Origin of the sequence: Pseudarthrobacter quantipunctorum, assembly GCF_045291495.1 — a bacterium.
Lineage (GTDB): Bacteria > Actinomycetota > Actinomycetes > Actinomycetales > Micrococcaceae > Arthrobacter > Arthrobacter quantipunctorum.
In genome coordinates this window covers 1,640,156-1,656,814 of the sequence record NZ_CP148033.1, presented here as the reverse complement: position 1 = coordinate 1,656,814, position 16,659 = coordinate 1,640,156, and the positions used below count along the sequence as shown (strand labels likewise).

General features: G+C 66.1%; 17 protein-coding genes, 1 tRNA gene and 1 other RNA gene. 9 read left to right on the top strand and 10 right to left on the bottom strand.

Annotated features, from left to right (window positions below; genetic code table 11):
- Complete coding sequence (locus WHH00_RS07620) at positions 1-1,419, top strand: xylulokinase (RefSeq protein ID WP_406637798.1); 1,419 nt, start codon at positions 1-3, stop codon at positions 1,417-1,419.
- A 119-nt stretch (positions 1,420-1,538) separates the two neighbouring features.
- Here the strand turns inward: WHH00_RS07620 and WHH00_RS07615 are convergent, their stop codons facing one another.
- The 3 genes from WHH00_RS07615 to WHH00_RS07605 are packed head-to-tail and all read right to left on the bottom strand — an operon-like array spanning position 1,539 to position 4,758.
- Positions 1,539-2,378, bottom strand: coding sequence for a sugar phosphate isomerase/epimerase family protein (locus WHH00_RS07615; RefSeq protein WP_406637796.1), 840 nt, complete (start codon positions 2,376-2,378; stop codon positions 1,539-1,541).
- Complete coding sequence (locus tag WHH00_RS07610) at positions 2,375-3,589, bottom strand: dihydrodipicolinate synthase family protein (RefSeq protein WP_406637794.1); 1,215 nt, start codon at positions 3,587-3,589, stop codon at positions 2,375-2,377. The genes WHH00_RS07615 and WHH00_RS07610 overlap by 4 nt, the downstream gene beginning before the upstream one ends.
- Entirely contained in the window at positions 3,589-4,758 is a 1,170-nt protein-coding gene (locus WHH00_RS07605) for a Gfo/Idh/MocA family protein (RefSeq protein WP_231457809.1), read from the bottom strand. Before WHH00_RS07605 ends, WHH00_RS07610 begins: the two co-directional genes overlap by 1 nt.
- 171 nt (positions 4,759-4,929) lie before the next feature.
- On the opposite strand from WHH00_RS07605, the gene WHH00_RS07600 reads away from it, so the two are divergent.
- Together WHH00_RS07600 and WHH00_RS07595 are read left to right on the top strand one after the other, a co-directional pair.
- On the top strand, positions 4,930-6,018 hold the full coding sequence (locus WHH00_RS07600) for a LacI family DNA-binding transcriptional regulator (RefSeq protein ID WP_406637792.1): 1,089 nt from the start codon (positions 4,930-4,932) through the stop codon (positions 6,016-6,018).
- 2 nt (positions 6,019-6,020) lie between these two features.
- Complete coding sequence (locus tag WHH00_RS07595; RefSeq protein WP_406637790.1) at positions 6,021-6,794, top strand: alpha/beta hydrolase; 774 nt, start codon at positions 6,021-6,023, stop codon at positions 6,792-6,794.
- Here the strand turns inward: WHH00_RS07595 and WHH00_RS07590 are convergent.
- On the bottom strand, positions 6,791-7,693 hold the full coding sequence (locus WHH00_RS07590; RefSeq protein ID WP_406637788.1) for an aldose 1-epimerase family protein: 903 nt from the start codon (positions 7,691-7,693) through the stop codon (positions 6,791-6,793). The two genes, WHH00_RS07595 and WHH00_RS07590, sit on opposite strands and share 4 nt — an antisense overlap.
- Positions 7,694-7,837: 144 nt before the next feature.
- Here WHH00_RS07590 and WHH00_RS07585 point away from each other — a divergent pair, with 144 nt between their 5' ends.
- Positions 7,838-8,542, top strand: a complete 705-nt coding sequence (locus WHH00_RS07585; protein WP_406637786.1) for a DNA alkylation repair protein — start codon at positions 7,838-7,840, stop codon at positions 8,540-8,542.
- On the opposite strand, the gene mptB is transcribed toward WHH00_RS07585, so the two are convergent.
- Entirely contained in the window at positions 8,535-10,091 is a 1,557-nt protein-coding gene (gene mptB / locus WHH00_RS07580; protein ID WP_406637784.1) for a polyprenol phosphomannose-dependent alpha 1,6 mannosyltransferase MptB, read from the bottom strand. The two genes, WHH00_RS07585 and mptB, sit on opposite strands and share 8 nt — an antisense overlap.
- A gap of 147 nt (positions 10,092-10,238) precedes the next feature.
- Between mptB and orn the strand changes: the two genes are divergently transcribed.
- From orn to def, 3 genes are all read left to right on the top strand, one after another.
- A complete protein-coding gene (gene orn / locus WHH00_RS07575) occupies positions 10,239-10,862 on the top strand; it encodes an oligoribonuclease (RefSeq protein ID WP_350002528.1) in 624 nt (207 codons plus the stop codon).
- Positions 10,863-10,990: 128 nt separating this feature from the next.
- Positions 10,991-11,063, top strand: a tRNA-His gene (locus WHH00_RS07570).
- 128 nt (positions 11,064-11,191) lie between these two features.
- Complete coding sequence (gene def / locus WHH00_RS07565; RefSeq protein ID WP_406637782.1) at positions 11,192-11,764, top strand: peptide deformylase; 573 nt, start codon at positions 11,192-11,194, stop codon at positions 11,762-11,764.
- 81 nt (positions 11,765-11,845) lie between these two features.
- Here def and WHH00_RS07560 read toward each other — a convergent pair whose 3' ends face one another.
- The 4 genes from WHH00_RS07560 to WHH00_RS07545 all read right to left on the bottom strand — a co-directional run bounded on the left by WHH00_RS07560 (position 11,846) and on the right by WHH00_RS07545 (position 15,132).
- Positions 11,846-12,643: an HNH endonuclease family protein gene (locus tag WHH00_RS07560; RefSeq protein WP_406637780.1), complete on the bottom strand. Its 798-nt coding sequence runs from the start codon at positions 12,641-12,643 to the stop codon at positions 11,846-11,848.
- Between the two features lie 114 nt (positions 12,644-12,757).
- The gene (locus WHH00_RS07555) at positions 12,758-12,967 is read right to left on the bottom strand and encodes a hypothetical protein (protein ID WP_231457728.1); all 210 of its coding nucleotides are present in this window, start codon (positions 12,965-12,967) and stop codon (positions 12,758-12,760) included.
- A gap of 75 nt (positions 12,968-13,042) precedes the next feature.
- Positions 13,043-14,521: a glyceraldehyde-3-phosphate dehydrogenase gene (locus WHH00_RS07550; RefSeq protein WP_406637778.1), complete on the bottom strand. Its 1,479-nt coding sequence runs from the start codon at positions 14,519-14,521 to the stop codon at positions 13,043-13,045.
- Between the two features lie 254 nt (positions 14,522-14,775).
- Positions 14,776-15,132 carry a tryptophan-rich sensory protein gene (locus WHH00_RS07545; protein WP_406638526.1) on the bottom strand — a complete coding sequence of 119 codons (357 nt, stop codon included), beginning with the start codon at positions 15,130-15,132 and terminating at the stop codon, positions 14,776-14,778.
- Here WHH00_RS07545 and WHH00_RS07540 point away from each other — a divergent pair.
- Entirely contained in the window at positions 15,104-15,253 is a 150-nt protein-coding gene (locus tag WHH00_RS07540; RefSeq protein WP_406638717.1) for a hypothetical protein, read from the top strand. The two genes, WHH00_RS07545 and WHH00_RS07540, sit on opposite strands and share 29 nt — an antisense overlap.
- Positions 15,254-15,367: 114 nt before the next feature.
- Here WHH00_RS07540 and rnpB read toward each other — a convergent pair.
- An RNA gene (gene rnpB / locus WHH00_RS07535) (RNase P RNA component class A) lies at positions 15,368-15,759 on the bottom strand.
- Positions 15,760-15,816: 57 nt separating this feature from the next.
- Between rnpB and WHH00_RS07530 the strand changes: the two genes are divergently transcribed.
- Positions 15,817-16,581, top strand: coding sequence for a YaaA family protein (locus tag WHH00_RS07530; RefSeq protein ID WP_231457727.1), 765 nt, complete (start codon positions 15,817-15,819; stop codon positions 16,579-16,581).
- Positions 16,582-16,659 lie beyond the last annotated feature (78 nt).

The following is a 16,659-nucleotide window of genomic DNA, read 5'->3' as shown; positions in this document are numbered from 1 at the left end:
ATGGCACTCGTAGCGGGCATCGACAGTTCCACCCAGTCATGCAAAGTGGTGATCCGTGATGCGGACACCGGAGCACTGGTCCGCCAGGGCCGTGCCAGCCACCCTGATGGCACCGAAGTCCACCCCGACCACTGGTGGACTGCCCTGCAGGAGGCAGTGGCAGCGGCTGGCGGACTGGACGACGTGGCAGCAGTGTCCGTTGGCGGCCAGCAGCATGGCATGGTCTGCCTGGACAGCGAAGGTGGAGTAGTCAGGCCTGCGCTGCTGTGGAATGACACGCGCAGTGCCGGTGCGGCTGCGGACCTGATCAAAGAAGCGGGCGACGGCGATGCTGCCGCTGGCGCCCGCTACTGGGCTCAGGCTACAGGCACTGTCCCGGTAGCGTCGCTGACACTCACCAAGCTGCACTGGCTGGCCGCCAACGAGCCGGAGAACGCGGCACGGATCGCGGCGGTGTGCCTACCCCATGACTGGCTGTCGTGGCGGCTTCTGGGCTACGGCGAGGGCAGCGGCCAGGAAGGCCTGGCGGCCCTGAGGACTGACCGCTCCGATGCTTCGGGAACGGGTTACTTCTCGACGGCGACAGGTGAGTATCTGCCGGAGGTCCTGAAGTCCTCGCTGGGGCACGTTCCGCTGCTTCCCAAGGTGCTGGGCCCGCTGGATGTCGCAGGCAAGACTCCCGCCGGCGCCCTCGTGGCCCCAGGGGCCGGGGACAATGCCGCTGCAGGGCTGGGAGTGGGTGCAGGCCTGGGCGACGTGGTCATGTCGCTTGGCACCTCGGGAACAGTGTTCGCCGTGTCGGCTACCCCGGCCGCCGATGCGTCCGGGCTGGTGGCCGGGTTCGCCGACGCCGCAGGGCACTACCTCCCCCTGGTGTGCACGCTGAACGCCACCCGCGTTTTCGATGCCACCGCTGCGCTGCTGGACGTCAGTATCGGGGAGTTCAACGACCTGGCGCTGTCCGCCGAAAGCGGCGCCGGCGGCCTGACCCTGGTGCCCTATTTCGACGGCGAGCGCACGCCCAACCTGCCGGATGCCACCGGCTCACTGCACGGCATTACGCGCGCGAACTACACGCCTGCCAACCTGGCGCGCGCCGCCGTCGAAGGCGTTGTTTGCTCGCTGGCAGACGGCCTGGCGGCCCTGCAGGCACAGGGTGTTGAAGCCCGCCGCATCATCCTGGTGGGCGGCGGGGCACAATCGGCTGCGGTGCAGGAGGTGGCGGCACAGCTGCTGGGGATCAACATCACCGTGCCGCGTCCCGGCGAGTACGTGGCCGACGGCGCCGCCCGCCAGGCCGCAGGGGTACTCACCGGGCACTTCCCGCAGTGGGCGCTTGACGCCGTCGACCTCCCCGCAGGCAAGGACGACGCCGGCGTGCTGGCCCGCTACCGCCGGTACGCCTCGCTGTACGCCTAAGTACCAGTCGCAGGAAAGAACCCGGACCGCACATGCGGTCCGGGTTCTTTTGGTGGGGCGCAGGCTCCTGCCGTGACGTTAGCAGGAGCCCGCGGTCTGGTCAGGACATCCAGAGTGGGTCAGGCGTACGGGAGGACAAGCTCCGCGTAGCGCTCCTTCACCGTGGACAGGACCGTGTTGCCGTCCGTGTCCCAGATGTCCTGGTTGAAGATTTCCACTTCGATGTCACCGGTGTAGCCGGCGTCGCGCACCCAGGTGCCGATGGTGGCGAAGTCCACTACGCCGTCGCCCATGTATCCACGGGACAGCAGCGGATCGGCAGCGATGGGCATGTTGAAATCGCAGACCTGGTAGGAAGCGATACGGCCTTCCCGGCCGGCGCGTTCGATCTGCGCCTTCAGTTCGGGGTCCCACCAGACATGGAAAGTGTCGACGGCGACGCCCACCGTGGCGGCGTCGAACGGCGCCGCAAGGTCCAGGGCCTGGCCCAGGGTGGAGATCAGGGCGCGGTCCGCGGCGTACATCGGGTGCAGCGGCTCCAGGACCAGGCGGACCCCGTTCTCTTCTGCGAAGGGAACCAGGTCGGCCAGGCGGTCGGCGACCCGGCGGCGTGCAGCCACCACGTCTTTCTCCCCCGGAGCCAGCCCTCCGACCACCAGGAACAGTTCCCGGGTGTCCAGCGCGACGGCTTCGAGGATGGCCGCGCGGTTGTCAGCAAGCGCTGCAGCCTGCCCCTCTGCGTCAGGTGCGGTGAGGAATCCGCCGCGGCACAGGGAGGAAACCCGAAGGCCGGCGTCCTTGATCAGGCGGGCAGCCTTGTCCAGGCCGGCTTCCTCCACCCGGTCCCGCCAGGGACCGATGGCGGGGATCCCGGCGTCGACGCAGCCGTCTACCACCTGGGCGAGGGTCCACTTCTTGGTGGTGGCGCTGTTGATGGACAGGCGTGAGAAGTCGCTCATACTCCCACTCCATTGATCCGCAGGTAATCAGACATCCGGAAGGCGGCCAGGGCGGGGTCACGCAGCAGGCCGGCCTGGTCGGCCAGTTCGAAGGTCCTGGCAAGGTGGCACACGGAACGGCCGGAGTGCAGGCCGCCCACCATCTGGAAGCCGGGCTGCTTGCCGTTGAGCCAGGACATGAATGCGATGCCGGTCTTGTAGTAGAACGTGGGGGCGCTGAAAATGTGCTTGCCCAGCTCGCGGGTGGAGTCCAGGATTTCGCGTGCCTTGGCGGTGTTGCCGGCCTCGTAGTTCTGCAGGGCCACCGAGGCGGCCGGATAGATGGCTGCGAAGATGCCCAGCAGGGCGTCCGAGTGATGGGTGCCGTCGCCGTCGATGAGCTCCGGATAGTTGAAGTCGTCACCGGTGTAGAGGCGGACGCCTTCGGGGAGGGCGGCGCGGAGGGCAACCTCGTGGCTGGCGTCCAGCAGCGAGACCTTCACGCCGTCCACCTTGTCCGCGTTGTCCTTGATGAGGCCCAGGAACGTCCCGGTGGCGGTGGCAACGTTGTCCGATCCCCAGTAGCCGGCGAGGGCGGGATCGAACATGGTGCCCAGCCAGTGGAGGATCACCGGCTGGTCCACTTCCTGCAGCAGGGTGGAATACACCTTCAGGTAGTCGTCAGGCCCGGTGGCAACCTTGGCAAGGGCACGCGATGCCATCAGGATGACTTTTGGACCGGCCTCGGTGATCACGGCAATCTGCTCGCGGTAAGCCTCAAGCACGGCCTTGATGCCGGCTTCGCCGACCGGCAGTGAGTCGATGTCCAGCTGGTCCGTGCCGGCTCCGCAGGAAACCAGGTCCCGGACCGATTTCCCGGCTGTCGCCGCGTTTCCTGCCGAGACCACCGAGGCCGCTTCAACGCCGGTCCGCTTGATGAGCTGCTGCGTGGCTGCCCAGTCAAGGCCCATGCCCCGCTGGGCGGTGTCCATGGCGTCTGCCACGCCGAGCCCGTAGGACCACAGCTCATGGCGGTAGGCCATGGTCGCGTCCCAGTCGAGCCGGGCGGGGGCGCCGGGGGTGTTGTCAGCGAGGACTTCGGGGATGACGTGCGCGGCAGCGTAGGCGCGCCGGGCAGTCAGCGGGGCCGTCGGGCGGGCCCAGGAGGTGCCGCCCTGCAGCCGGTATTCGCGGGTGCCGCCGTCGGAGGAGGGAAGGATGAGCGAGGTCATTAGAGGGTGATCTCCGGGATGTCGAGGGTGCGGCGTTCATCGTTGGACTTCAGGCCGAGCTCGGCAAGCTGGACGCCGCGGGCGGCGGACAGCAGCCCGAAGCGGTGCTCGCGGCCGGCCACGACGTCGCGGAGGAACTCTTCCCACTGCAGCTTGAAGCCGTTGTCCAGCTCGGCGTTGGCGGGGACTTCCTGCCACTGGTCGCGGAAGGACTCGGTGACGGGCAGATCGGGGTTCCAGACCGGCTTGGGGGTGTGGGCGCGCTGCTGGGCAACGCACTTGTTCAGGCCGGCGACGGCGGAGCCGTGGGTACCGTCCACCTGGAACTCCACCAGTTCATCGCGGTACACGCGCACCGCCCAGGACGAGTTGATCTGGCCGATGACTTCGTCGCCGCCCGGGGTCTCGAGCTCGAAGATGCCATAGGAGGCGTCATCCGCCGTGGCCTTGTATTCCTTGCCGGCCTCGTCCCAGCGTGCCGGGATGTGGGTGGCAGTCTTGGCATTGACGCTCTTGACCTTGCCGATGATGCCCTCAAGGACGTAGTTCCAGTGGCAGAACATGTCCGTGGTCATTCCGCCGCCGTCTTCCTTGCGGTAGTTCCAGGAGGGACGCTGCGCTGCCTGGATGTCGCCTTCGAAGACCCAGTAGCCGAACTCCCCGCGGATGGACAGGATGCGGCCGAAGAAGCCTTCGTCCACCAGGCGGCGGAGCTTGACCAGGCCGGGCAGGTAGAGCTTGTCGTGGACGACGCCGGCCGTGACGCCGGCCTCTTTGCCGATGCGGGCAAGTTCGATGGCCTCTTCAAGGGTTTCGGCCGTGGGCTTTTCGGTGAAGATGTGCTTTCCGGCGAGCATTGCCTTCTTCAGTGTGGCTGCGCGGAGGCTGGTCATGGACGCGTCGAAGATGACGTCCACGGTGGGATCGTTGATCACCGAGTCCAGATCCGTGGTCCATTCAGCGACCTTGTGCTTTTCGGCCAGTTCGCGGATCTTAGCCTCATTGCGGCCAACGAGGATGGGTTCGACCTGGACCCGGGTGCCGTCTTCCAGGGTGAAGCCGCCGGCATCGCGGATGGGAAGGATGGAACGCAGCAGGTGCTGGCGGTAGCCCATCCGCCCGGTGATGCCGTTCATGGCGATGCGGATGGTTTTAGTTTCGAAGCCCATGTGTCCTCCACGGTGAGTGAGCAGTTTGTACTCAAGCTGATTTGGGAAAGCGCATTCCCACTACGTCCATGATGCACCGTCCGGGTAACACTTGGCAAGCGCTTTCCGGAAGAACTTCAAACTGCCATAATGTGGTGACCCCTTATTGGCCCCCTTTATCCAGGAGATCCCGTGGCTGCAAGTACCCTGACCGAGGTGGCCCGGCTGGCCGGAGTCTCCCCCGCCACCGCGTCCCGGGTGTTGAACGGCTCTGCGCGCAAGCCGGGCAAGGACATTGCGGACCGGGTGCGCCAGGCGGCCGACTCCCTGGGCTACATCCCCAATGCCCAGGCACAGGGGCTTGCGAAATCCAGCTCGGGCCTCATCGGCCTGATCGTCCACGACATCGCCGACCCCTACTTCGCCGCCATAGCCAGGGGCGTCCAGGCTGCCGCCCGGGAACAGCGCAAGATGGTGCTCCTGGCCACCACCGGCGGGGCCCCCGGCGAGGAGCGCGAAGCCGTTGCGGCCTTCGCCGCCCGGCGTGCGGACTCGATCGTGATCGCGGGCTCCCGCTCGTGCAGGACCGAGGACCAGGACGATAACGCTGAACTTGCGGCGGAGCTTGACCGGTATTGCCGCAACGGCGGCCGGGTGGCCGTGGTGGGGCACCCCGTGGTGGGCGCAACCGCTGCTGAGGGCTACCACGTGGTGGCCGTCCCCAACCAGGAGCTCGCAGGGGCGCTGGCAGGTGAACTTGCTGCCGGCTGGGACGGTGACTTCGTCATCATCGGCGGCCCGGAAGGCCTCCTGACATCCGATGACCGGGTCCGCGGCTTCCAGGAAGGCCTGGCCCGGGCAGGCCGCGCACCCGCCGAAATCCTGCGCACCGCATTCAACCGTGCGGGCGGCTATGAAGCCGGCCTCACTCTGGCAGCCCGGATCAAGGCCGGCGGGAAGGGCACCGGGGACGCCGCGGCCCCAAGGCTGTGCATCTTCGCCGTCAACGACGTCATGGCCATCGGCGCCTCGGCGGCACTGCGCGCTGAAGGACTGCGGATACCCAGGGACGCCACGATCGCCGGCTTCGATGACATCGAGACACTGCGGGACTTCCGCCCTGCGCTGTCCACCGTGCGGCTGCCGCTGGAGGAGATTGGCCGGCTTGCAACACAGGCCACGGGACCCGCCACCGGCAGCAGCGATGCCGACGCGGACGGAGAGCAACCGACCGTCAGCGGTGAAGTGACGCTCCGTCGCAGCACCGAGGCGGTGGCCTAGGCATGGCGGCCGCGCTGACCGCCGTCCCCGCACGCCATTCCGCCGGACCCAAGGGTGCCGGCACGAACAGGCCAGCCATCCTGGTCCTGCCCGGCGGCGGCTATGCGCGCCAGGCGGACCACGAGGCGGAGCCGGTGGCCGAGTGGCTCGCCGCGCTGGGAATCCATGCGTTCGTGCTGAGGTACCGCGTGGCACCGGACCGGCACCCGGCACCCCTGGAGGACGCCAAGGAAGCCATGCTGCACATCCGCAACGGATCCCACGGCCTCGCCGTGGATCCGGACCGCGTGGGCGTCCTTGGATTCTCCGCCGGCGGGCACCTTGCCGCCACTTTGTCCACGGCCACGCCAACCGGAAGCGTCCACCTGGACGTGCCGGAGGCCGTCCCGGCCCTAACGGTGCTGTGCTACCCCGTGGTGTCCTATACGCAGTACGTGCATCAGGGGTCGGTGGACAACCTCCTTGGCGGCGCGCCGTCGTCGGACCTTCTCGAAGAACTCTCCGCAGAACGCAACGTGAGCGCCGCAACCCCTCCCGCGTTCGTCTGGCACACGGCGGATGATGCGGCCGTCCCGGTCAGCCACAGCCTGGACTACGCAGGGGCACTGATGAGCGCGGGCGTTCCTGCTGAACTGCACGTCTTTCCCCGCGGGCGCCACGGCCTTGGCCTCGCGGCGGAGGAGCCCGGGCCGGACCAGTGGACACAATTGTGCGCCGCCTGGCTGGACCGTGCGGGCTGGACCTCCGGACCTTCTACAGCGGACAGTCCGGACTAGGCCAGTGCCCTGATGATCCAGGACGCCGCATGCGACTCCCCGGGCTTGAGGTGGAGCAGGTCGGTCCCCGAGTTGAAGGCATCCGGCGGGCAGGTCATGGGCTCCACGGCCAGTCCCAGCCGGTCCGGCCCCACGGGCTTGTCCGCGGTGTGGACCTGGACCCAGGGCCACTCGGCGCCCCACTCCAGTTCCACGCCGGTTCCCGCCGGATCCTGCAGGCGGACGCGGGCCATCCCATGTTGGTCCCGTGAGACTCCGGTGAAAGCGTGGTCGATCTTCAAGGAACCGATCCGGCGGGGGCTGCGGAAGTCGAACTCATGCCGCTCCACGCTCTTCATCCCCGTGGGAAGCAGCCGGTCCGGCGTCACCTCAAGGAATTCGGCTGCCGGCAGTTCAAGGATCCAGTCGTCCAGCTTTCCCTCCCCCACAACCAGGTAGGGATGGGGGCAGGCGCCGTAGGGGGCGGTGGCCCGGCCAACATTGATGGCCTCTACCGTGCTGCGCAGCCCGTCAGGACCCAGCGAATAGGTAACGGAGACCTCAAGGTCAGACGGGTAGTGCGGGCCGGCTTCCACCCTGCAGGCAAGCACCACGGAGTCCGCGGCTGCCTGCCGCAACTCCCAGTCCAGTCCGGTTGCGAGCCCATGCAGGGCGGAGCCGCGCTCGGGTTCGTTGATCGCGGCTTCGAAGTCCTTGCCCGCATAGGTGTACTTGCCGTCCGCCAGCCGGTTGGGCCAGGGCACGCAGATGACGCCCCGGTAGTCCGGGATGGGCCCCTCCGGAGCAAAGCCCACCACCAGGTCCCGTCCCTGGTGCCGCAGCTCGCGCAAGGCGCCCCCGCGGGTTGTGACCACCGCAGTGTAGGGGCCGCTGGCGATGCTGAGTTCCGTCGATGGCATGGGGTTCCTCTTGGCAGCCGGTTCATTGTTGTTAGCGCTAACCAGCCTAGCGTAAATCTTCTCCAGCGCGGATCTGCAGAACCGCCTGCTGCGGGAGCGCGGCGCCCGCTGCTGCCGCTCCCCTGCGCTGGCTAAGGTTGCATCATGAACCACGGGGAGGCCGTGAATGGCCGCGTGCTCGCTGCCGTCCGCACCGGACTGCGGGAACAAGCCGATCCCGTACGGGCAGCCGGCGCGGGGGCCTACCTGAAATCCACAATTCCCTGCCTCGGGGTGCGCGTGCCCGAGGTACGGCACATCGTTTCAGCGGCGGCGGCCGGGGCTCCGTTCGACTCACCGGAGCAGCTCCGGGCCACCGCCCTGGAGCTGTGGCGCGGCGCCGCTGCCAGGGAGGAGCGGTATGCCGCGATCGATCTCACCGCCAACCGCATGGTCAGCGGCGACATGGGGATGCTGCCTGCCTACGAGGAATTCATCCGCAGTGGCGCCTGGTGGGATTTTGTGGACGGCACGGCGGGACGGCTGTGCGGGCTTCTCCAGGCCAACCGGGCGGAGATGACGGGAGTGCTGCTCCGCTGGAGCACCGATCCGGATTTCTGGATTCGGCGGGCGGCCATCCTGTCGCAGCTCAAGGCGAAGGCCGCAACTGATTCCGCGCTGCTGGCGCGTGTTGTGGAAGCGAACCTGGCGGACCCGGAGTTCTTCATCCGGAAGGCCATTGGCTGGGCTCTGCGCGAGTACGGCAAAACGGATCCTGGATGGGTTGCCGCGTTTGTGGCTGCACATGCTGCCGCCATGAGTCCCCTGTCGCGGAGGGAGGCAGTCCGCCACCTGGCGCCGGTCAGATGACGGGGCGTTCGACGACGTTCTCGTGGGTCTTTCGGAACAGCCGGCGGGTGCGGGGATCCCAGAAGATCAGGTACAGGCCGAACAGCAGGCCGGTCACCGCGGCAGCCACGCGGGCCATTGCGAGCGCAAATCCCAGGTCCTCGGTCTGCAGGTAGGGGAAGACTTCCAGCTGGTCCGAGATTGCGTAGATCATGAAGAAGGAGACAACAAAGTAGAGCGCCTTGACCTGCCAGTCGTTCCTGATTCCGGTCACGGCGAAGAGCGGTATCAGCCACACGACGTACCAGGACTGGATCATGGGAGCCAGGAGGACCACCGAGGCAAAGGCAAGGGTGAGGCGGCGTATCAGCCGGTCATGGTCCCCGCGGAAGATCTGCCAGGCGATGACGCCCACGGCCAGCAGCTTCCCGGCGTCGGACACAAATCCTGCCAGGGTGGCGCCGTCGAGTCCGAACGAGTTGGCCAGTGAGGCGACCACCATGCCGATCAGCCCAACGGGCGCGTACCAGATGGAGATGCTTCCTGGCGCGGAGAGTCCGTTGATCCAGCCGAAGCCGAAACCGTTGACCATGCTCATTGCGGCCAGGATGCCCAGGCTCAGCGCTGCCGTCAGGCCCCAGAACGTGAATTTGCGGAGCCAGCCCGCGTCCTTGCCCGCCCACAGGAGACCAATGAACGGCAGGAACACGATGGTGATGGGCTTCACGGCGATGGAAAGGGTCACCAGGACAACGCCGCGGACAACCCTGTGCGTGGCGGAGTAATAGAGTCCGGCGAGCGCCAGTCCGATCATCAGTGCGTCGTTGTGGACGCTGGCGATAAAGTTCGTCAGGAACAGCGGGTTGGCGGCGGTGAGCCACAGGGCACGGTGCGGGTTGACGCCGTGGAGCTCAGCGAGCTTTGGAACGTAGATAACGCACAGGACAACTCCTGCCAGGGCCACCAGCCGGAACAGCATCACGCTGGCTTCGGGCTGGACGTTGGTGGACCACACAACGAACTGCTCGATCCACAAGAAGAGCTGGCCGTAAGGAACGGGGGCTTCGGTCCACATCTTGTCCGCGCCCAGCTGGAAGTAGTTGGACAGTGCCGAGATGCCGTTCTCGTACGGGTTGAAGCCCTCCACCATCAGCCGGCCCTGCCCGATGTACGCGTAGACGTCCCGGCTGAAGAGGGGCACGCTGAACATCATGGGCAGCCCCCAGGCCGCCACCGCCATCAGGGTGGCTTTGCGGGCCTCGCCACCCCACACCCGGACCCTCTGCCCGAGCCTGAGCCAGGCGCGCACCAGGAGCATGCCTCCCACCGCCAGCAGGATGATCGAGAGCGCAACGCCGGCCGCTTCAGCACGCATCCAGATGAACAACGGCATCCGGCGGAGCTCCGACACCGGAGCCAGCCAGCCCACTCCCAGGGATCCGATCAGCATGAACATGGAGCCCACGAATCCGGCAAGGAGCGGGGAACGGGGATTATCCACTTCCGCACCGCCCGCTGCGGCAGTAGCGGCGGCCGCCGTCTCCCTCGTCGCAGGCACAGGCGCCGTCATCTCAGGAACGTCCAATCTTTCTCGTTTGCGGTTCCGCCTGGCGGGGAACCGGCCGGGGCGAGTCACCACGGGAGCGGCACGACCCGCCGCGTCTCCGAAATCCTAGCACCGGCCGGTGGCCGGGAGGTGAAACGGTAGGCTGGTCCGGTGCCTATATCTAACGAACGAATCGTCTGGATCGACTGTGAAATGACCGGTCTGGACATCAAGAACGATGCCCTGATCGAGGTGGCCGCCCTGGTCACCGATTCGGAACTGAACATCCTTGGCGACGGCGTCGATGTGGTCATCAAACCCGATGACGCCGCGGTGGCCCAGATGAACGACTTTGTCCGGGACATGCACACGAAATCGGGACTCCTCAACGAGCTGCCACATGGCAAGACGATGGCCGAGGCCGAAGCCGCCGTCATGGAGTACATCTCCAAGTGGGTCCCGGATCCGCGCAAGGCCCCCCTGGGCGGCAACTCCGTGGGAACGGACCGCGTCTTCCTGTCCCGCGACATGCCCGCAGTGGTGGAGCACCTGCACTACAGGGTGATCGACGTCAGCACCATCAAGGAGCTTTCCCGCCGCTGGTTCGCCCGGGCCTACTTCCAGTCGCCGGCGAAGAAGGGCGGACACCGCGCCCTTGGGGACATCAAGGACTCCATTGACGAGCTCCGCTATTACCGCGAAGCTGTGTTCGTGCCCTCGCCAGGACCGGACAGCGCCACAGCCCAGCGGATCGCCAAGCGCATTACGGCGGCCGGGGACGCGCCGGAAGCGTAATCTGCGCCACCTTTCGCGGATTTTTCCGTGAAATCGGCCAAAGTGGACAAAGCACCCCTGAAGAGCAGGTAAGCTATATGAGTTGCCTTTCCAGAGGGCCGGTTCGCCGGTAAATCTGCAGGCACATGGTGGGCTTAGCTCAGTTGGCAGAGCGCCTGGTTGTGGTCCAGGAGGTCGCGGGTTCAACCCCCGTAGCTCACCCTCATGGGACGGTATGTGCAGCCGTCCGCACAGGAGGCCGCACCGGATATCCGGTGCGGCCTCCTTCTTTTTTGACTGTTCCTGCACATTTTTCTTTGCACGAAAAACCGCCGAAGGACCACCTGAAGATGACCGTTCTGCCAATCACCATCTGGGGAGAACCCGTACTGCACCGCCGGGCTTCCGAGGTGGAAGTCTTCGACGACGAACTGCGCACCCTGATAGCGGACATGTTCGAAACGAACGAAGCCGCCAACGGCGTGGGCCTCGCGGCGCCCCAGGTAGGTGTGGGCAAGAGGATCTTCGTGTACAAATACGCCAACGACGACGGCGCTCCCCCCACTGGCGTGGTGGTCAATCCCGTCCTGACCCTCTCCAAGATTTCCGGTGCCGTTCCGGATCCTGACGAGGAAGAAGAAGGGTGCCTGTCCTTTCCCAGCGGACAGTACCCGCTTAAGCGTGCGGAATGGGCCCGCGTTGAAGGGTTCGACGGGTTTGGGCAGCCGGTCAAGTTCGAGGCCACGGGCTGGTTTGCCCGCGTGATCCAGCACGAATATGACCACCTGGACGGCAAGCTCTACGTGAACCGGCTCATGGACCGTTACAAGCGCAAGGCCATGAAGCTGGCCAAGAAGAACGGCTGGGGTGTTCCCGGCCTGACCTGGATGCCAGGCGTGGATCCGGACCCTTTCGGCCACTAGGCCCGACGGCGGAGCGGCCCGGGTGCCTTGGCCCGGCAGCAGCCGCGCTTGGCGGGTAACGCGATCCAGCCGCGTTATGGCTCAGCGGGCGGCAACAGTCTGCTGTCCGGGGCAGGATCCCAGGACGCGCTTCATGGCGTCCTTTTCTGCTGCGGTGACCCAGAGGCCGTAGGCTGCCTTCACCGAAATTTGGCGCGCCACGTAATGACACCGGATCGACTTGTTCTTGGGGAGCCACGTGGCGGCGTCGCCGGCGCCCTTCTGCTGGTTGGCCGGACCGTCGGCGGCGATGAGGTTCAGGGGATCGTTGGCGAGCCTCTGGCGCTCCCCGGCCGCCAGGGCCTGGGCGCCCTTCTGCCAGGCGTCAGACAGGGCAACCACATGGTCGATCTGGACTGCCCGGCTGCTCTCGGAACCACGGCGGAAGTCCACGAACTGTGCGGTATAAGGCTCCTGGAACGACCCGGCAGCCACCCGGCATTTGGAGCCTTCCGTCATCACCACGGCAGTGAGGTCGCGGCGCAGGATGTCGTTGCGGGTATCGCATCCGTTCCGGTCCACGTCCTGCCAGGCCTGGCCAAAGGCTTCCCGGCTGTAGTCCGACGCGGCGGCCCGTCCCTTCACGGCGAGCCCTTCCAGTGCGGCCAGGGCAGCACCTTGGGGCACCGGGTGCACAGGCTCAACGGGCTTCATCCAGGCCGGATCAAAAACAGCGGCTTCGGTGGGGCCGGAAACCGCAGGTTCGGCAAGGGCGAACTGCCCTGCGGTGAAGAACCAGAACAGGCCCGCCAGTGCAGACACTGCGGCTGCTGCCAGGATTCCCCACGCCTGCCGGGAACGCCGGCGCGCCCGTCTGTACGAGGACCAGTTCACGGTCATGCGGTTCCTGGACTTCCGGTGTTCTCATGCACCAGAAGAGCCTAGGACACCCGCCCGGCATGCCCGCTGATATCCACAGTGTTGAGGGCGAGTGAAAGGTCACACCGGGCGGGACTACTGCTCCCGCATCACCCTTCGGAGGTCTTCCTCGGCTATTGCCAGCAGCCCTTCCAGCTGGCGCACCCGGTCCGCGCCGGCGTCGCCCGTTTTATAGGCTGCCCGGGCGCCCTCAAGCAGCCGGACCGCCTCTTTGTGGTTGGCTTTGGCGACGTCAAGGGCGTGCTCAAGGGTTGTCTCGTGCTGAAGCGTCGAATCATTTTCCATGCCACCAGTGTGGTCCCGTTTCCCGGCTGATTCCAGCACCATCAGCCGGGAAATCGGGCGAGACCCGAAGGGAGCCTAGACAGCGATCGCAGCGAGGGCTGCAGCGGTTTCCTTCGCGGGGAACGACGGCGGGTTCACGCCTGCCATTTCCTCCATGACGCGGACCACCTGGCAGCTGTAGCCGAACTCGTTGTCGTACCAGACGTACAGCACCAGGTTCTTGTCGTTGGAGATCGTGGCAAGGCCGTCAACGATGCCCGCGCGACGGGAACCGACGAAGTCGGTGGACACCACTTCGGGCGAGTCGATGTAGTCGATCTGCTTGCGCAGGTCCGAGTGCAGGGACATTTCCCGCAGGTAGTTGTTGACCTCGTCCTTGGTGGTCCCTTTCTCCAGGCTCAGGTTCAGGATGGCAAGGGACACGTCCGGGGTGGGAACGCGAATGGAACTGCCGGTCAGTTTGCCAAGCAGCTCGGGGAGGGCCTTGGCCACTGCCTTCGCGGCGCCGGTCTCCGTGATCACCATGTTCAGGGCTGCGGACCGGCCGCGACGGTCGCCCTTGTGGAAGTTGTCGATCAGGTTCTGGTCGTTGGTGAAGGAGTGGACCGTCTCCACATGCCCGTGGACCACACCGAACTTGTCGTTGATGGCCTTGAGCACCGGCGTGATGGCGTTCGTGGTGCAGGACGCTGCGGACACAATCTGGTCCGTGTCCTCGATGGTGCCCTGGTTGATGCCGTGCACGATGTTCTTCAGGTCGCCCTTGCCCGGGGCAGTCAGGAGCACCCGTGCAACACCCTTGCTCTGCAGGTGCTGGGAAAGTCCTTCGGCGTCACGCCAGCGCCCGGTGTTGTCCACTACCAGGGCATTGTTGATGCCGTAGGCGGTGTAGTCGATGGTTGCCGGGTTGTCGGAGTAGATGACCTGCACCTGGACGCCGTTGGCCGTGATGGTGTTGGCTTCCTCGTCAATCCGGATGGTGCCTTCAAAGGAACCGTGCACGGAATCGCGGCGCAGCAGGCTGGCGCGCTTGGAGAGGTCATTGTCCGAGCCCTTGCGCACGACGATGGCGCGCAGCCGCAGGCCGTGGCCGCCGCCTGCCTTTTCGATCAGGAGGCGGGCCAGCAGCCGGCCGATCCGGCCGAAGCCGTAAAGCACCACATCGGTGCTGGTGCGGTCATCGCCGCCCCGCTTGCCTACGACGTCGGCCAGTTCCGCGCGGAGGAATTCTTCCAGGGTGGCGCCGTTGCCCTCTTCCTTGAACTTCTGGTTAAGCCGTGCGATGTCGATCGCTGCTGCACCGAGCTCCAGGTTGGCCAGGGTGTTCAGGAGCGGCGCGGTCTCCTCCAGGAGCAGTTCATCCTTGCTCATGCGGCGCGCAAAACGGTGCGCCTTGAGGATGTTCATGGTGGACTTGTTGATCAAACTCCGGCCGTGGATGCTGGTCACCACGTTGTTTTCGCGGTACAGCCGGCCGATCACCGGAATCATGGCCTCGGCGAGGGCCTCGCGGCCCATCCACGTATCAAGACAAGAATCTGACGTCTGGCTCACAGAAATACCTTCCTCGGTTCAGCCGCGTACGTCCTCGTACACGGTTGTCGGCCACCACATGTCGTGCAGGGGCACCTGCGCCCGCGGGGGTCGGCCCCCGGGCACCTGGATTACGCAAAGAAAAACCGCCGGCTGCGAACGCAACTCCGACGGAGGAACTCCTGCGTCCGGATCCATTCTAAATTGGCTGGCCTCCGTAAAACGGCCCCGATCGAGTGAAATCACTCACAGGGAAAACCGCCGCAGCGGACCTGTCAGTTGTGGATGGCCGAATAGAGATTGAGGCTGGATGAAAAAACCACCCAGGACAGATAGGGAAGCATCAACAGCCCCGCGGCAGGGCTGACCGGACCGAACCGCAGGATGAGGAAGGCAACAGATACCCCCAGGCCGCCAATCAACAGGAAGGCCGCCCAGAGGGCAGCGGCGCCGAACACCGGAAAGAGCCCGAAGAAGGCCAGCGGCCATGCGGCGTTGAGCATCAACTGGATGAGGTAGCCCGCCAGGGTGCCTCCCGTGAGGGACCCTCTGCGCCAGACCAGCCAGGCGGCCACCGCCACCGCCACGTAAAGGAGCATCCACATGCTCCTGAACATCCAGCCCGGCGGCATCCAGGGCGCCTTCACCGACACCGCGAACCAACCGCTGGAATGCAGGATGATGGGGACGGACGCCGCGGCCCAGGCGGCCAACGAAAGCGAAAAGAATCCGGCCAGGGCTACAGCCTGCTGACCACGTCCGAGAAGCTGCTGCGGAGCGGGAGCACCGGGGTTCTCTTGCGGGTCATGATTTGCGGCCACGGTTCAGCATCCCCAACACATCGTCCAAGGTCAAACCGGGAAAGAATGGATGGGTTGACCGATACGCCGGGTTCTGTGCTCCCGTTCCGTTACCGGCACGGGAGTAGCGGCCATCCATCTACGGACGCCGTTGCCGGCGCCCTCCAGCGGCCTACCCGGACACTCGGGCGGGCAGCCCTCAAACGTGTCCTGTCTGGCCTTGCTCCGGGTGGGGTTTACCTAGCCTTCCCGGTCACCCGGGAAGCTGGTGGTCTCTTACACCACCGTTTCACCCTTACCTGGTTCGTGCCGCTTTCAAACCGGCGCGACCCAGGCGGTCTGTTCTCTGTGGCACTGGCCTGCGGGTTACCCCGAGTGGGCGTTACCCACCACCCTGCCCTGCGGAGCCCGGACGTTCCTCGAGCCACTTGCGTGACGCGCGGCCGCCTGGTCAACCCATCCACCCCCCAGTCTACCGGCGAGCTGGCACTTTCCTGCCGCCGGTAGGATCGGACGGTGCTGATTCTGCTTCCCCCTTCCGAAGGCAAGACACCCGCCGGCAGCGGTTCCGCCGTCGACTGGCCTTCCCTGAGCTTCCCGGAGTTGAACTCCTGCCGCGCCAAAGTACTGGAGGCGCTGGGAACGGTGAGCGCCCACGAGGATGCGCTCGCGCTGCTGGGTGTGGGGGCGTCGCTGGAGGAGGATGTCCGCCGCAACACCCGGCTTCATGCCGAACCGGCGGCTCCCGCCCACCGGATCTATTCGGGGGTGCTTTATGACGCCCTGGGCTACAAAACCCTTACGGCTGCGCAGCGCCGCAAGGCCAACGAGTCCGTGCTGGTGGTTTCCGCGCTCTGGGGCGCCATCCGTTTTGGCGACAGCGTGCCCGCCTACCGGCTTTCCATGGGCACGTCACTGCCCGACGTCGGCCGCCTCGCCCCGTTCTGGAAGCCGCAGCTTACCGATGCCCTCGCCGCTGCAGTGGAAGGGCACCTGCTTGTGGATTGCCGCTCCAGCACCTACGCGGCGGCATGGGCGCCGCCTGCGGCGCAGACCGTCTCGGTCAACGTGTTTACCGAGGTCAACGGAGTGCGCAAGGTGGTGAGCCACTTCGCCAAGCACACCAGGGGCGAACTGGCCCGGCACCTGCTGGTGCGGCGCGGAAAGGCCCCGGCAACGCCGTCGGAACTCCTGAAGGCCACGCGGGAGGTGTGGGACGCTGAGCTCGTGGAGGGTTCCGCCCGCAAGCCGCACGCCCTGAACATCATCCTGCCGGGCTGATTCCCCCGCCCCTTCCCAACTGAGTCGCAGCAGATGTTGTTATGAGCGCTCATAACAACATCTGCTGCTACCTGGTTG

Coding starts and splice junctions, on each gene's coding strand:
- WHH00_RS07620 (WP_406637798.1), top strand. CDS start 1: ATGGCACTCGTAGCGGGCATCGACAGTTCCACCCAGTCATGCAAAGTG.
- WHH00_RS07615 (WP_406637796.1), bottom strand. CDS start 2,378: ATGAGCGACTTCTCACGCCTGTCCATCAACAGCGCCACCACCAAGAAG.
- WHH00_RS07610 (WP_406637794.1), bottom strand. CDS start 3,589: ATGACCTCGCTCATCCTTCCCTCCTCCGACGGCGGCACCCGCGAATAC.
- WHH00_RS07605 (WP_231457809.1), bottom strand. CDS start 4,758: ATGGGCTTCGAAACTAAAACCATCCGCATCGCCATGAACGGCATCACC.
- WHH00_RS07595 (WP_406637790.1), top strand. CDS start 6,021: ATGGCGGCCGCGCTGACCGCCGTCCCCGCACGCCATTCCGCCGGACCC.
- WHH00_RS07590 (WP_406637788.1), bottom strand. CDS start 7,693: ATGCCATCGACGGAACTCAGCATCGCCAGCGGCCCCTACACTGCGGTG.
- WHH00_RS07585 (WP_406637786.1), top strand. CDS start 7,838: ATGAACCACGGGGAGGCCGTGAATGGCCGCGTGCTCGCTGCCGTCCGC.
- mptB (WP_406637784.1), bottom strand. CDS start 10,091: ATGACGGCGCCTGTGCCTGCGACGAGGGAGACGGCGGCCGCCGCTACT.
- def (WP_406637782.1), top strand. CDS start 11,192: ATGACCGTTCTGCCAATCACCATCTGGGGAGAACCCGTACTGCACCGC.
- WHH00_RS07560 (WP_406637780.1), bottom strand. CDS start 12,643: ATGACCGTGAACTGGTCCTCGTACAGACGGGCGCGCCGGCGTTCCCGG.
- WHH00_RS07555 (WP_231457728.1), bottom strand. CDS start 12,967: ATGGAAAATGATTCGACGCTTCAGCACGAGACAACCCTTGAGCACGCC.
- WHH00_RS07540 (WP_406638717.1), top strand. CDS start 15,104: ATGCTCCTGAACATCCAGCCCGGCGGCATCCAGGGCGCCTTCACCGAC.
- WHH00_RS07545 (WP_406638526.1), bottom strand. CDS start 15,132: ATGCCGCCGGGCTGGATGTTCAGGAGCATGTGGATGCTCCTTTACGTG.